The organism is Enterococcus malodoratus, assembly GCF_027659535.1.
In the GTDB taxonomy this organism is placed as follows: Bacteria; Bacillota; Bacilli; order Lactobacillales; family Enterococcaceae; genus Enterococcus_A; species Enterococcus_A malodoratus.
Genome location: NZ_JAQDPG010000007.1, coordinates 1 through 13,515 on the forward strand (window position 1 = coordinate 1; position 13,515 = coordinate 13,515).

Annotated in this window: 16 protein-coding genes and 1 pseudogene; 13 read left to right on the forward strand and 4 right to left on the reverse strand. The window is 40.1% G+C overall.

Annotated features, from left to right (window positions below):
* Positions 1–72: 72 nt before the first annotated feature.
* Entirely contained in the window at positions 73–234 is a 162-nt protein-coding gene (locus PGP85_RS12155) for a hypothetical protein (protein ID WP_270327738.1), read from the forward strand.
* Between the two features lie 7 nt (positions 235–241).
* On the forward strand, positions 242–682 hold the full coding sequence (locus PGP85_RS12160) for a zinc-binding metallopeptidase family protein (RefSeq protein WP_270327739.1): 441 nt from the start codon (positions 242–244) through the stop codon (positions 680–682).
* A 41-nt stretch (positions 683–723) separates the two neighbouring features.
* Here PGP85_RS12160 and PGP85_RS12165 read toward each other — a convergent pair whose 3' ends face one another.
* Entirely contained in the window at positions 724–1,212 is a 489-nt protein-coding gene (locus PGP85_RS12165; RefSeq protein WP_270327741.1) for a hypothetical protein, read from the reverse strand.
* A 112-nt stretch (positions 1,213–1,324) separates the two neighbouring features.
* Between PGP85_RS12165 and PGP85_RS12170 the strand changes: the two are divergent.
* Positions 1,325–1,480 (forward strand): annotated as a pseudogene (locus tag PGP85_RS12170) (JAB domain-containing protein); the annotation flags it as partial.
* A gap of 151 nt (positions 1,481–1,631) precedes the next feature.
* Entirely contained in the window at positions 1,632–1,832 is a 201-nt protein-coding gene (locus tag PGP85_RS12175; RefSeq protein ID WP_010743254.1) for a cold-shock protein, read from the forward strand.
* 85 nt (positions 1,833–1,917) lie between these two features.
* Here PGP85_RS12175 and PGP85_RS12180 read toward each other — a convergent pair whose 3' ends face one another.
* The 3 genes from PGP85_RS12180 to PGP85_RS12190 form a co-directional block, all read right to left on the reverse strand.
* Complete coding sequence (locus PGP85_RS12180; RefSeq protein WP_010743255.1) at positions 1,918–2,421, reverse strand: TetR/AcrR family transcriptional regulator; 504 nt, start codon at positions 2,419–2,421, stop codon at positions 1,918–1,920.
* Between the two features lie 261 nt (positions 2,422–2,682).
* Positions 2,683–4,359, reverse strand: a complete 1,677-nt coding sequence (gene rnjA / locus PGP85_RS12185) for a ribonuclease J1 (protein WP_010743256.1) — start codon at positions 4,357–4,359, stop codon at positions 2,683–2,685.
* Position 4,360: 1 nt separating this feature from the next.
* Complete coding sequence (locus PGP85_RS12190) at positions 4,361–4,573, reverse strand: DNA-directed RNA polymerase subunit epsilon (protein WP_010743257.1); 213 nt, start codon at positions 4,571–4,573, stop codon at positions 4,361–4,363.
* 358 nt (positions 4,574–4,931) lie between these two features.
* On the opposite strand from PGP85_RS12190, the gene PGP85_RS12195 reads away from it, so the two are divergent.
* From PGP85_RS12195 to secG, 9 genes are all read left to right on the forward strand, one after another.
* The gene (locus PGP85_RS12195) at positions 4,932–6,662 is read left to right on the forward strand and encodes an ABC transporter ATP-binding protein (protein ID WP_270327742.1); all 1,731 of its coding nucleotides are present in this window, start codon (positions 4,932–4,934) and stop codon (positions 6,660–6,662) included.
* On the forward strand, positions 6,659–8,419 hold the full coding sequence (locus PGP85_RS12200) for an ABC transporter ATP-binding protein (RefSeq protein ID WP_270327743.1): 1,761 nt from the start codon (positions 6,659–6,661) through the stop codon (positions 8,417–8,419). Before PGP85_RS12195 ends, PGP85_RS12200 begins: the two co-directional genes overlap by 4 nt.
* Positions 8,420–8,848: 429 nt before the next feature.
* On the forward strand, positions 8,849–10,363 hold the full coding sequence (yjeM, locus tag PGP85_RS12205; protein ID WP_010743261.1) for a glutamate/gamma-aminobutyrate family transporter YjeM: 1,515 nt from the start codon (positions 8,849–8,851) through the stop codon (positions 10,361–10,363).
* Between the two features lie 4 nt (positions 10,364–10,367).
* The gene (locus PGP85_RS12210) at positions 10,368–11,597 is read left to right on the forward strand and encodes an aminopeptidase (protein WP_010743262.1); all 1,230 of its coding nucleotides are present in this window, start codon (positions 10,368–10,370) and stop codon (positions 11,595–11,597) included.
* A gap of 111 nt (positions 11,598–11,708) precedes the next feature.
* Positions 11,709–12,215 carry a gamma carbonic anhydrase family protein gene (locus tag PGP85_RS12215; protein ID WP_010743263.1) on the forward strand — a complete coding sequence of 169 codons (507 nt, stop codon included), beginning with the start codon at positions 11,709–11,711 and terminating at the stop codon, positions 12,213–12,215.
* Positions 12,202–12,537 carry a hypothetical protein gene (locus tag PGP85_RS12220; protein ID WP_010743264.1) on the forward strand — a complete coding sequence of 112 codons (336 nt, stop codon included), beginning with the start codon at positions 12,202–12,204 and terminating at the stop codon, positions 12,535–12,537. Before PGP85_RS12215 ends, PGP85_RS12220 begins: the two co-directional genes overlap by 14 nt.
* Before the next feature lie 66 nt (positions 12,538–12,603).
* The gene (locus PGP85_RS12225; RefSeq protein ID WP_010743265.1) at positions 12,604–12,870 is read left to right on the forward strand and encodes a (4Fe-4S)-binding protein; all 267 of its coding nucleotides are present in this window, start codon (positions 12,604–12,606) and stop codon (positions 12,868–12,870) included.
* A gap of 28 nt (positions 12,871–12,898) precedes the next feature.
* Positions 12,899–13,174, forward strand: a complete 276-nt coding sequence (locus tag PGP85_RS12230) for a GNAT family N-acetyltransferase (RefSeq protein ID WP_010743266.1) — start codon at positions 12,899–12,901, stop codon at positions 13,172–13,174.
* Between the two features lie 81 nt (positions 13,175–13,255).
* Positions 13,256–13,492 (forward strand): preprotein translocase subunit SecG, encoded by a 237-nt coding sequence (gene secG / locus PGP85_RS12235; protein ID WP_010743267.1) that lies wholly within the window; start codon positions 13,256–13,258, stop codon positions 13,490–13,492.
* Positions 13,493–13,515: the final 23 nt, after the last annotated feature.

Here is a 13,515-nt window from a genome sequence, read left to right on the forward strand (position 1 = left end):
TAAGCACTACTGGAAAGAAGTTGAGGAGTATGTCAAAGAGATCCGCTAACGTCGCCAATAAAGGAGGATTTCATGAAGAAAAATATCAAGGAAGTTATTTCAGTGGCTCATGTTCATGGGTATGAAAAGCTGAAAGATATCAAAATGATGGACAAAACAAGATACTCAGCACTTATAGGTAAACTCGACTGTTTGTCCGGGACCGTCGTTATATCCTCGTCTGCCAGAAATTAAAAATCGTGTGAATAGCGGTTCCGCTACCCCATCAGCGCCGAGTACACCTAACAAGCCGCAGAATCCGCTAACTGCAGGCTCTGGTTATTCTGTTTTAGCTGATGGAAAAGGGAACAAAGGACACTTAGACGAATATGGACCAACTGGTTCTAAGCTTAAAGTTCGTGGGTGGCATATAGCAAACTATAAATATGAATGTATCATTTTAATCGATCGGGTGACTGGAAAAGAAGTTACACGGCAAATAGCCAAAGGGGTGGCTCGTCCAGATGTAAACAAGGCCTACAACACAAAGGGGAATGTTGGATTTGATGTAACATTTGACTTGAAACCGCTAAAAGGAAGGTCAATTGTTGTTTTGATGAGAGCGACAAATGATCCGAAAGGAAATATTGCAGGAGGGTTCCAAGATTTCACGGAAACTCGTTGGTATCACGATATTAAGTAAAACAAAGCCCTCTCTACCTTAATTGGTTGAGAGGGCTTTGTTTAGTATCCGTTTGCTTTATCTTGTTCTGCCAAACGAGCGTTTTCAGCTTCAATAGATGCTTGTTGTTCAGCATCTTGTCTTTGTAACTCAGCATTTTGGCGTGCGGCTTCAGCCTCCATGGCTGCTCTTTCATTAGCTTCCTGTTGCCTATACTCAGCATTAACTCTTGCCGCTTCAGCTTCCATTGATGCCTGTGCCTCGGCTTCTTGTCTTCGGTACTCGGCATTTTGCCTTTCAGCCTCAGCCTCTAAAGAAGCCTGTTGTTCGGCCGCATTTTGTTCTGGAGAAGCTGAACTATCTTGTTGATTGGATTCAACTGATTCAGAACTTGATGTGCTGCTGGAGTCTTTTTTTGAAGATTTTTTCGTTGATGAACTCTTTTCAGTTGATGCAGACGAGCCATCAGTTTTCTTGTCATTCCCACCACCGCAGGCAGCTAATAAAATTACTAATGCGAAAACAGATATTAACCCTAATGTCTTTTTCAAAATTTCCCCTTCTTTCGGTAAAATAATGTTTACAATTTCATTTTATCATTGAATGGTTTTGTTTTCTTGCAACATTTGAGTTGAATGCTAATTATGAAGGTTTAAAAGTTATCATCCTTCCGGAAATCCGACGCCTTCGCAAAACGATTTGGATTTCACGAAACGCGTTCAAGAGTGCGGTTCAATGATGGGAATTGAGCTGATGGACCACATTATTGTCGGAGAAACCAAATATTTCAGTTTACGTGAAGAAAAATACTTAAAGTAGCAATTGAAAACCCTTGCGCGCTAGATAAAACCAGTGTTAAACTATTATTGTAATTTTGTTTGAGTTGCGAGTTGGTATACGTATGTTTCCCTTTTCGTAGGCCGGCAATGTTACAATCAATTAGTGCTTAGGCACGAGGAGGATTTTATTCATGGAAAACGGAACAGTAAAATGGTTTAACGCAGAAAAAGGTTTTGGCTTCATTACTCGCGAAGATGGCAGCGATGTATTCGTACATTTCTCAGCTATCCAAGGTGACGGCTTTAAAACAATCGAAGAAGGTCAAGCAGTAACTTTTGACGTTGAAGAAAGCGATCGTGGACCTCAAGCAGCTAACGTAGTTAAACAATAAAACGACAAGCCTTAGAGAATTTCTCTAAGGCTTTTTTTGCGCATTCGATTTTACCATGTGATGCCGATTCTGAGTAATCCTGAGATTAGCTTTCTAATGAAAATTCAAAGAAACGATCTTCCTCTAAATCTTCGGTATGGTTAGCGTTATTGATCGCTAAGGCGGCTTTTCCGATGCAATACTGCCAGAAAAAGTCAAAAAAGAAACAATCACTTTTTTCTGGATGAATAGTAGCAAAAACCTCTCTGGTTACTTGCTTAACTAATTGAATCGTGTCTGAGTCCTGTAAGAAAAAACGATGAAATTCATCTGGATAATCCGTTGCATAGTTTGTAATGGCCGTTGACATAGCCTGCAGTGATTTTGGTTCTTGGTCTTCTAAAAAGTCGGTGTATTTAACTAAGATGCGATTAGTCAATACTGACTTCAATTCAGCCAAGTTGGCAAATTCGCGATAGATCGGTTGGGTCGAGCAGGCGATATGCTGGGCGATGTTGCGGGCATGAAATTTTTTAAAACCTTCATTAATAATTAGTTGATAAGCGCCGTCAATAATGTGGCTCCGTTGCACGCGTTGTGTTCTTACCATAATCAATCTTCCTTTATCCTAAATTCAAGAAACTATAAAATAACTAGTGATAGTTATCAGCTCTTTCTAACTAATCTTCATTGTGCAAATAATACGGTTATTTGTCAATCGATTTTTTGATAATTTCAAGAAAATAATATTTTATTTTGCAAAAAAATCGCTAGTTATTTATGTGGACTGAAAAGGCATCATAGGCAGGATTGAATAAAAAAACACCTATCTGGCTTTCAGATAGGTGTTTTGACTAACGTTTTAATACTATTAAATATCTGGTGTCATGATCATAGGCAAGATCATTGGGTGACGTTCAGTTTGATCAAATAGAAACGGCTGTAATGCAGCGACCATTGCGTTTTTCAATTTTGTTTCAGTGCAACCAGTCTCATTCAGAGCTTCTCGCAAGGCATGGAATAAGATTCGTTGTCCTTCATTGATCATTTCGCCAGATTCACGCATATAGACAAATCCTCGAGACAAAATGTCTGGACCAGCTAAAATTTCTTTCTTCTCAATATCAACTGTAGCGACAGCTAAGACTAAGCCTTCTTCAGAAAGAATACGGCGATCGCGCAAGACGACGTTTCCGATATCACCGATACCGCTGCCGTCCACATATACATCACTCGCGTTAAAATGACCTGCACGCCGAGCGCTGTCCGCGGTTAGCGCAAGCATATCACCATTTTCCATGATGAAACAATTTTCTTCAGGAACACCAGTATCCTGTGCTAAGCCGGCATGGATTTTCAACATTCTGAATTCACCATGAATCGGAACAAAATATTTTGGTTTCATTAAACGGAGCATCAATTTTTGTTCTTGCTGACTGCCGTGACCAGAAGTGTGGATATTGTTAACTTTTCCATGGATTACTTCGGCACCAGCTTCAGAGAGCAAGTTGATCAAATGATTGACGCTGGTAGTATTTCCAGGGATGGGTGAACTTGAAAAGATCACGGTATCGTCTGGCTGAATCTGGATCTGACGGTGTGTTCCGTTCGCGATCCGTGATAGAGCCGCCATAGGTTCACCTTGAGATCCGGTACATAAAATCATCAATTCATTGGCCGGCAAATGGTTGATTTCGTGAGCATCAACAAAAGTACCATCAGGCACATCAATGTAACCTAATTTTTGTCCATTGACGATCGCATTTTCCATACTGCGGCCGAATACAGCGATTTTACGTCCCGTGGCAACAGCAGCCGAAGCAGCTTGCTGCAAACGAGAAATGTTAGAGGCGAAGGTGGCGAAAATGATTCGACCTTCGATTTTTCCCATAATACGCAAGATCGATTGACCGATCGATTGCTCAGACTTAGTAAAGGTTGGGACTTCTGCGTTGGTACTGTCAGAAAGCAGGCACAAAACGCCTTCTTCTCCAAGCTTTGCCATGCGATGCAAGTTTGCAGGTTGACCAACCGGTGTGAAGTCGAATTTGAAATCTCCGGTTTCCACAACATTTCCAGAAGGAGTTTTAACAACAACACCTAATGGATCAGGAATACTGTGAGTGGTGCGGAAAAAGCTTACAGATGTTTTACGGAAGCGAATCACAGAATCTTCATCGATCTCATGCAATTCTGCGTCACGCAGTAAACCGTGCTCATCCAATTTGTTTTTGATCAGTGCCAAAGCTAGTGCGCCAGCGTAGATCGGAATATTGGCTTGCTTTAATAAATAAGGCACACCACCGATATGATCCTCATGTCCGTGAGTAATCACGAGTGCTTTTACTTTATTGATATTTTGGACAACATAACTAAAATCGGGAATGACATAATCAATTCCTAGCAGATCATCTTCGGGAAATTTTATTCCAGCATCAATGATGATGATCTCATCTTGAAATTGAACCCCATACATATTTTTTCCGATTTCGCCCAATCCACCAATGGCAAAGACACCAGTTTCATTGTTTTTTAGCGAAAGTTTCATATTAGAACTCCGTTAACTTAAAGTCGGCATTTTCTTTTTCGTATTCTAAGTGGTTGCCTTCTAAAAGTTGGATATATTCCACGTTATATGGGGTATTCTCGCGTAATAAATTGTGAACCATTTCTTCGTTGTCCGCTTCCACATACAATGATTGTGTTTGCTCACGTTTTGGATTGCGTTCTTTGGTTTCTTGATAATAAACTTTGTAAATCATGAATCTATCTCCTTTATTTGCTTTATAGCAATTTTTTCCACGACAAAATGAGGGGCGGCTGCCACCTATTTTCTTATGCTCGACGACTTAGCTTTGGCTAAAGCGCTGAGAAGAAGCCTCGTCTTTGCTTCTTGCTTGAAAAAATAATTTCACCGTTCTTTGGGTTGTCCTTACAACAATTACTTGTAGTTTATCACAGAATAAATAAGAAGTATAGAAACTAGGAAGTGAAATGGGGATTCATAAGAAATTTTCAGAAAGTCTAAAAAACAAAATAAAAAAACAATTTTCTAAGCGGGCAGAAGAAGTTCATTTATGCTATATTGGAGACATTACGGTATAGAAAGAGGCGAGAATAATGAAGTTGATGTTGCGGTATACCTTGCGTTACAAGAAGCTATTATTGTTTGATTTCATCAGTGTTTTTGGATTTATCTTGATTGAGTTGGGGTTGCCGACGATTTTAGCCATGATGATCGATAAAGGAATTGGAAATAACGATTTTGACTATGTTCAAAGAATGGGTATTGTGATGATTGCGATTACTGTAATTGGAATTATCATGAGTATCTCATTGCGTTACTTCAGTTCTCAAATCACATCTAGAATGGTAGCGGCAATACGAGATGATCTTTTTGAAAAAGTTCAGACTTTTTCTCATTCAGAGTACGAGCAGATCGGTGTACCTTCATTGATTACTAGAGCAACAAATGATGCTTATCAAATCATGTTGTTCATGCAAAATATTTTGACGACTGGTTTTATGACCCCAATGATGTTTGGGATGAGCTTGTACTTGATTATGCGTACGAGTCCAGGCTTAGGTTTTTACGTTTTGTTGGCGCTGCCGATATTGTTGTTAGCAGTCATTCTGATTGCAAAATATTCAGAACCATTGTCGACGAAGCAGCAAAAAAACTTAGACAATATCAATGGGATATTGCGAGAAAACTTATCAGGACTACGAGTAATCCGTGCGTTTGTTAATGAAAAATTTGAAGAAATGCGTTTCCGTTTAGTCAATGATGCATATACAAATAGTTCTAAGAGTTTGTTTCACTTAATGGCAGTAGCACAGCCGGGTTTTTTCTTTCTATTTAATATTGTGATGGTCTTGATCATTTGGAATGGAACAGTTCAAATCAGTGACGGCTCTTTGGCAGTTGGAACATTGATTGCTTTTATCGAGTATATTTTCCACGCATTGTTTTCTTTCATGCTTTTTGCAACGGTCTTTATGATGTATCCTCGAGCAAATGTTTCAGCACAGCGAATTCAAGAAGTTTTTGATATGGATCCGCTGATCAAGGACAATCCTGAAAAGACAGTGGAACCAACTAAAAAAAGTTCGTTGGAATTTCGTGATGTAACTTTTGCTTATCCTGGGCATGCAGAAAGCCCTGTGATTCGCAATGTCAGCTTTACAGCGAATCTCGGAGAAACAGTAGCATTTATCGGGAGTACTGGGTCAGGAAAATCAACATTAATTCAATTAATTCCCCGTTTCTACGATGTGACAGCGGGCCAGGTTTTAGTTGACGGTCAGGATGTTCGAGATTATCGTTTAAAGGATTTACGTGAAAAAATCGGCTATATTCCGCAAAAGGCTCAATTATTTAATGGAACGATCGCGGATAATTTGCGTTACGGAAAGAAAGACGCAACCCAAGAGGAAATGGAGCTGGCGGCAGAGATTGCGCAAGCAGCAGATTTTATCGCACAAAAACCAGATGGTTATCAAGAGGAGCTGGCAGAGGGCGGTAGTAATTTCTCTGGTGGCCAAAAGCAGCGTTTAGCAATCGCCCGTGCGGTGATCCGTCGTCCAGAAATATATATTTTTGATGACAGCTTTTCTGCACTGGATTATCAAACAGACGCGAAATTACGCGCTCGTTTGAAAAAGGAAACGACTGATTCTGCTGTTTTGATTGTCGCGCAGCGTGTCGGCACGATCATGCATGCAGATAAAATTGTGGTTCTTAACGAAGGGGATGTCGTGGGTATAGGCTCCCACCGAGAACTGTTGGAAAAATGTCCAATTTATTATGACATTGCCGCATCACAATTATCGAAGGAGGAATTAGCATGAGAAAATATACTTCTTCCTTAAAGCGTTTGATGCATTATATTAATCCTTACAAAAAATCATTTATCTTAGTTTTAGTCCTTGCCGTAGGAACCCTGGTTTTAGGAACGTGGCTGCCGTATTTAACAGGTTTGCCAACAACTGAGGTCAGTAAAAATATCGCACAAGGAGAACCGGTCAATTTTGATTATTTATTTAAATGGCTGATCGTGATTGTGATTGTTGGTATTTTCTATTGTGTTACTCAGTTAGGGACTGGTTGGTTGATGGCTAATGTGGTTCAATCCGCGATGCGGGATCTGCGAGATGATATTGAAGCAAAAATCAATCGTCTGCCGGTATCCTATTTTGACCGTAACCAGCAAGGGAATATCCTGTCACGGGTGACTAACGATGTGGATGCTGTAAGTAATGCTATGCAACAAGCGATTATTAAATCGATCAACGCTGTTTTAGGAATTTTGTTAGCAGTGGGCATGATGTTTTATATTAATCCCATGATGGCAATTTTATCTATGATCATGATTCCTTTATCAATCGTGATCTCACGAAAGATCGTACAGGTGTCGCAAAAAGATTTCCAAGGAATGCAAAATTCGCTTGGAGACTTGAATGGTTTCGTACAAGAAAATATGACGGGTTTCAGTGTTTTGAAGCTTTACGGCCGCGAACAAGAGACCTTAGCCGGGTTCAGTGAAGTCAACCACGAATTGCGTCGATTTGGTTTTCGAGCAGCTTTTGTGTCCAGCTTAATGCAGCCGCTTGTTCAATTAACTGCGTATGCAACCTATATTGCAATGGCGCTTTTAGGTAGTTGGAACGTGATTCATGGTGTAATCCTAGTTGGTCAGCTGCAAGCCTTCATTCAATATATTTGGCAAGTCAGCCAACCGATGGGAGAAATCACGCAATTGTCTTCGATGATCCAAAGTGCATCGGCTTCGGCTAAGCGGGTCTTTGAAATTCTGGATGAACCAGAAGAAATATTGAATGAACAAGATCTGCCATTGCCAGAACCCGTTCAAGGAAATGTCGTTTTCGATCATGTTAAATTCAGTTACGATCCGAAGAAACCGCTGATTGAGGATTTGAGTTTTGAGGTTAAGGCAGGTGAAACGGTAGCGATCGTTGGACCGACCGGTGCTGGCAAAACAACTTTGATCAATTTGTTGATGCGCTTTTATGATATCAACAGCGGAAGAATTTTGATTGATGGCGTGAATACCCAAGAAATGAATCGTTCCGATGTTCGTTCGCTATTCGGGATGGTTTTGCAGGATGCTTGGTTATATGAAGGAACGATTGGCGATAATATTCGCTTTGGACGGCTGGAGGCCACAGATTATGAAGTGGTTGATGCGGCCAAGACTGCCAATGTCGATCATTTTATTCGTACAATGCCAGGCGGTTATGAGATGGAGATCAACTCAGAAGGGAATAATGTTTCGCTTGGTCAGAAACAATTATTGACGATTGCTCGTGCAATTATCTCTGATCCCAAAATCTTGATTTTAGATGAAGCTACTAGTTCGGTAGATACTCGACTAGAGGGTCTGATCCAAAAAGCGATGGATCGAGTGATGGAAGGTCGAACTAGTTTTGTAATTGCTCACCGTTTATCGACAATTCGCGATGCAGATCACATCTTAGTGATGAGAGATGGACAGATCATTGAACACGGGACGCATCTTGAATTATTAGCACAAGGCGGCTTCTATGAACAGCTTTATAATAGTCAGTTTATGGAAGAAGCAGAATAGAACAATATGATCAGAGGCACGAAGTTTTCTTCGTGCCTCTTTTTTACTGCTTAAAACTGATGAATCGAGGACCATACACATTATTTATTCATGAGAGGAGCAGCTTTTTTTCTAATTTCTGACGACAGATCATTTAACGGCAAACTGTACTGGTTTAGAAGGGGGAGATTCTCTAAGCCGCAGTGTTTCAACCTATCAGTTAGTTTTTGCCCTAAATAAAAATAACGGATAATTTTTATTAAAAATAGAAAGCGTTTTCTTTTGAGAGTGATACTTTGCTAAAAACTACACCAGTTTTGTTGTTTTATTCTTTAAATATTCCTACAATTTTCCTAACAAGACGAATCAATAAAAAAACACTTTTTATTAAGTATTGAAAGAAAGGAGCTAATCGGTTCGTTATAAAAATACAAATTGGAGGAAATAGTTATGTCGAGCCCCAAGAAAAAGAAATTAACACTGATCTCACTTATTCTTATGATTTTTACTTCGGTATTTGGCTTCACTAATATTACACGAGCGTTCTATTTGATGGGTTATGCATCAATACTTTGGTATGTGTTGGCCGCAGTTACATTTTTCTTGCCTTTTGCATTTATGCTTTCAGAATACGGTGCAGCGTTTAAAGATCGTAAGGGTGGAATTTATTCCTGGATGGCAGAATCATTTAACCCCAAATTTGCCTTTATCGGCACATTTATGTGGTATGCCTCTTACATTATTTGGATGGTGAATGTAGGATCCGGAATTTGGATTCCTTTATCAAATGCGATTTTTGGTGTAGATAAAACACAGCAATGGACACCGTTTGGTTTGTCGGGTGTACAAACGTTAGGGATATTGGCTATTTTTTGGATTATTTTAATCACATTTGTCTCTTCAAGAGGATTGGATAGTATCAAAAAAGTGACTTCGATTGGTGGAACAGCGGTGGCCTTAATCAACGTTGTACTATTTCTCGGCGGATTAACTATTCTTTTATTAAATGGTCATATGGCACAGCCGTTAAGTCCAGGCGCCTTTTTCAAATCACCAAACGCGGATTATTCAACAATGATCCAAGTCTTTGGTTTCTTAGTATTTGCAATATTTGCCTATGGCGGCTTAGAAGTTGTAGGCGGGTTAGTTGATGAAACCGAAAATGCAGAGAAGACGTTTCCGCGAGGAGTAGCAATATCGGCCATCGTAATTGCGATTGGCTATGCGGTCGGAATCTTTATGATGGGAGCATTTACGAACTGGAATTTTGCTTTTACACAATTTTCCGATGCGGAAGTAACTTTAGGAAATGTAGCCTACATTGCTATGAATAATATGGGGTATCAATTGGGTCATGCATTGAATATCTCAGAGGCAGCCTCAGTGACGATGGGTGTGTGGGTATCTCGCTACATGGGCTTGTCGATGTTTTTAGCTTTGACCGGAGCGTTCTTTACATTGATTTTTTCTCCATTGAAACAATTGATTGAAGGGACACCAAAAGAGGTCTGGCCTGAATTTTTAACGAAAACAAAAAATGATTTACCAGTCAACGCTATGAAAGTTCAAGCAGCAATCGTGATCGCAATCGTCGCATTGGTTTCATTCGGCGGCAGCGGTGCGAAGTACTTTTTCCAAGTGCTGGTTTCAATGACCAATGTTTCGATGACGATTCCTTATATGTTCTTAGCGATTGCCTTTATTGGCTTCAAGAAGAAAAAGGAAATCGAAAAACCGTTTGAAATTTATAAGACACAAACAATGGCAAACATCGCAGTAACAGTCGTCACGTTTGTGGTCGGCTTTGCCAATGTCTTTACCATCGTTCAGCCAGCGATGCAGGGAGATATTGCTGGAACCCTTTATTCAATTTTAGGACCGGTTATTTTTGGAATTATCGCAGTGGTCATGTACAGCCGCTATGAGCGAAAATATATTTTATCATCAAAAACAGTACAGAGGTGAAAACATGGAAAATTTAATGACCTATTTAGATAAGTATGCAATGTTGATCGTCAAAACAGGCGTGAATGTACAAAAAGACGACTTAGTACAGTTAGATATTTCGGTTAACCAAGCCCCGTTAGCTCGACTGATCGTTAAAAAAGCCTATGAAGCAGGTGCAAGCCAAGTTGTTTTACGTTGGACAGACGATACAATCTTACGAGAGCAAGTAGAAAACATGGACATCGAAGAATTACGTACTGTTCCTGAATATAAGCAAACTGAAATGGAGGAAATGTTCAAACGTCGAATTAGTCGAATTAGCGTTGTCTCGCAGGATCCAGGTGTTTTTTCTGGAGTAGCGAAAGAACGTATCGAGGCTTATCAACAATACGACCGTCAATTATTATTTGGTCTGCGTCAAGCGGCGGCAGCAAATAGAATTAGTTGGACAGTTGTAGCAGCCTCCGAAGCATCATGGGCAGCAAAAGTTTTTCCTGAACTGCCAGCAGCGGAGCAAGTAGATGCATTGTGGGATGCTATTTTTAAGGCAACGAAAATTTACGAGGCAGATCCTGTTGAAGCATGGTCGCTGCATGAGAAGCGGTTGCAAGAAAAAGCAGCAATGATGAATCAAGAGCAATTCCAAGCTCTGCATTATCAAGCGCCTGGAACAGATCTGACCATCGGGTTGCCAGAAAATCATATTTGGGACAGTGCCCGCAGCATCAATGAAAAAGGTTTTGAGTTTATGGCGAATATGCCGACAGAAGAAATTTTTACCGCTCCTGATCGGCGTGTGGCAGACGGAGTTGTTTCTTCAACCAAGCCATTGGCTTATGCGGGACAAGTAATTACGGGAATAAAATTGACTTTCAAAGATGGTGCGATCATTGACGTGAAGGCTGATCAAGGTGAAGAGGCCTTGAAAAGCTTAGTAGCGATGGATGAAGGCTCCAAACATTTGGGAGAAGCGGCTTTGGTGCCAGATCCTTCTCCAATCTCACAATCGAGGATTACCTTTTTCAGTACTTTATATGATGAGAACGCATCAAATCATTTAGCTATCGGCAATGCGTATGCATTTAATCTAGCCAATGGTGTAGAAATGACTGAAAAAGAATTAGCAGAGCATGGGTTGAACCGCAGCAAGAATCATGTGGACTTTATGATTGGCTCAGACAAGATGAATATTGATGGTATTCGTAAGGATGGCAGCCGCGTAGCGATTTTTAGAAACGGCGACTGGGCTTAAGCGTTTTTCTTATATTGAAAACAAAGAGGCTTTGCATTTTGAGGTCTCTTTGTTTTTTATTTAGTTTTGAAGAGTGGAAGGCGTGCTATACTAGTGATTGAGGTGAGAAGAATGGTAGATTTTATCGCAAATAGTTCAGATGTATATGGAGACGTAACACTTGGAGAAGGTTCGACCATTTGGTTTCAAAGTGTTTTGCGTGGTGACAGCAACACGATAGCAATCGGTAAAATGAGTAACGTGCAAGATGGTACGATCGTACATGTAGATCATGGCGCGCCGACAAACATCGGTGATTATGTAACGATTGGGCATGCTTGTATTATCCACGGATGTACGATTCATTCTGGGGCATTGATTGGAATGGGCGCTACTGTTCTGAACCACGCGGAGATTGGAGAGAATAGTTTGATCGGTGCGGGTTCATTAGTGACAGAAGGAACAGTCATTCCCGCAAACTCGTTGGCATTCGGTTCTCCTGCTCGTGTGATTCGCAAATTGACACCTGAAGAAATCAAAAAAAATCGCGAGAATGCAGAGCATTACTACGAACTTGGACAAGCATACTTGAACAAGGAGATTCTTCCAATAAAGGGATCCGCTCATGAAGGAGACTAGTTTTCTGTTGCTGCAGGCTCAATTAAGAACACTGTTTCCGAACGAAGGACTACATCAGTTAGCGATCTATGAAGACCAAATGGAGAAAATTCTGATTTTCTCAAGTCGTGGCTTGCATGTATTAGAAGAAGATGATTTAACAAAGAGGCCGCGAAATGTTTACTTCACTGCGGATTGTTTAAAACCTTTTGCGCTGAGACAAAACGCAGGTGTTTTTGAGTTGGTCATTGAGACCTTAGGAAGTCGCACATTCATTTTGGCCTTTCCGGATCAAATGGATGCTCATCAGGCAATGCAGACGCTTATAGATCTTTTAGCATGATAAGACGATTTAGTGTAATTTTTTTTTGATTCCCATTATAATCTTACTTAAAGGAAGTGATAGGAAATGGATGGAAGTAAATTTGATCAAGAACCAGTTAATGAAGAGGAATTATTGGTTCAAGGTTATCGCAAATATCATGGTGAGGGCGTTGATATTTATTACAACAAAGATATTTGTGCGCACATCGGGAATTGTGTAAGAGGAAATCCAGAAATTTTTGAGGTGGGTCGCAGACCGTGGATTATCCCCGATAACGGCAGTGCAGAAAATGCTAGTTATGTCGTAAATACATGTCCTAGCGGTGCCTTGAAATATATTGTGAAAAATTAAAGCTAAAAAAGCTGTAAGGAGAATTGTGATGGAAATCAAAGAAGAAAAAGAACGTTTTGTTTTATTGAATGATGCGAATGAAGAAGCAGGAGAAATGACTTGGTCGAATGCGGGTTCAGAAATCATGATTATTGATCATACATTTGTAGATCCAACTTATCGTGGCCAAGGTTTGGCAGAAAAATTGGTTGCTGCTGGTGTAGAAAAAGCGCGTAAAGAGGGTAAAAAAATTATTCCGTTATGCCCATTTGCTAAAAAAGAATTCGACGAAAAATCGGATTATGCAGATGTTTTAAGAAAATAAGTTTTTGACTTCTCTGGTCAAACGACTTCAATTGTGCTAAAGTAAAAAATGAGGTAGTTTGGAAATAAGGAGGATCAGCTTTTGTATAATTTTATTTTGGGTGTTATCTTAGTTTTATCAGTGATCATTGTCATTACGATCATGATGCAACCTAGCAAACAAAATAGTGCTGCGAGTGCTTTTACTGGTGGTGCGGATCAATTGTTCGGAAAGCAGAAAGCACGTGGCTTTGAAGCTGTTATGCAACGATCAACCGCAGTTTTAGGTGCGGTTTGGATGATTCTGCTCTTCGCATTAATGTTTTTATCAAGCAAATAAAACCGGCCTCTCAAGTGAGAGGT

Excerpts from the sequence above, each read along its gene's own strand:
- PGP85_RS12200 (WP_270327743.1), top strand. The coding sequence starts at position 6,659 with ATGAGAAAATATACTTCTTCCTTAAAGCGTTTGATGCATTATATTAAT.
- PGP85_RS12155 (WP_270327738.1), top strand. The coding sequence starts at position 73 with ATGAAGAAAAATATCAAGGAAGTTATTTCAGTGGCTCATGTTCATGGG.
- PGP85_RS12180 (WP_010743255.1), bottom strand. The coding sequence starts at position 2,421 with ATGGTAAGAACACAACGCGTGCAACGGAGCCACATTATTGACGGCGCT.
- PGP85_RS12210 (WP_010743262.1), top strand. The coding sequence starts at position 10,368 with ATGGAAAATTTAATGACCTATTTAGATAAGTATGCAATGTTGATCGTC.
- PGP85_RS12230 (WP_010743266.1), top strand. The coding sequence starts at position 12,899 with ATGGAAATCAAAGAAGAAAAAGAACGTTTTGTTTTATTGAATGATGCG.
- PGP85_RS12195 (WP_270327742.1), top strand. The coding sequence starts at position 4,932 with ATGAAGTTGATGTTGCGGTATACCTTGCGTTACAAGAAGCTATTATTG.
- PGP85_RS12220 (WP_010743264.1), top strand. The coding sequence starts at position 12,202 with ATGAAGGAGACTAGTTTTCTGTTGCTGCAGGCTCAATTAAGAACACTG.
- PGP85_RS12225 (WP_010743265.1), top strand. The coding sequence starts at position 12,604 with ATGGATGGAAGTAAATTTGATCAAGAACCAGTTAATGAAGAGGAATTA.
- PGP85_RS12190 (WP_010743257.1), bottom strand. The coding sequence starts at position 4,573 with ATGATTTACAAAGTTTATTATCAAGAAACCAAAGAACGCAATCCAAAA.
- rnjA (WP_010743256.1), bottom strand. The coding sequence starts at position 4,359 with ATGAAACTTTCGCTAAAAAACAATGAAACTGGTGTCTTTGCCATTGGT.
- yjeM (WP_010743261.1), top strand. The coding sequence starts at position 8,849 with ATGTCGAGCCCCAAGAAAAAGAAATTAACACTGATCTCACTTATTCTT.
- PGP85_RS12215 (WP_010743263.1), top strand. The coding sequence starts at position 11,709 with ATGGTAGATTTTATCGCAAATAGTTCAGATGTATATGGAGACGTAACA.
- PGP85_RS12175 (WP_010743254.1), top strand. The coding sequence starts at position 1,632 with ATGGAAAACGGAACAGTAAAATGGTTTAACGCAGAAAAAGGTTTTGGC.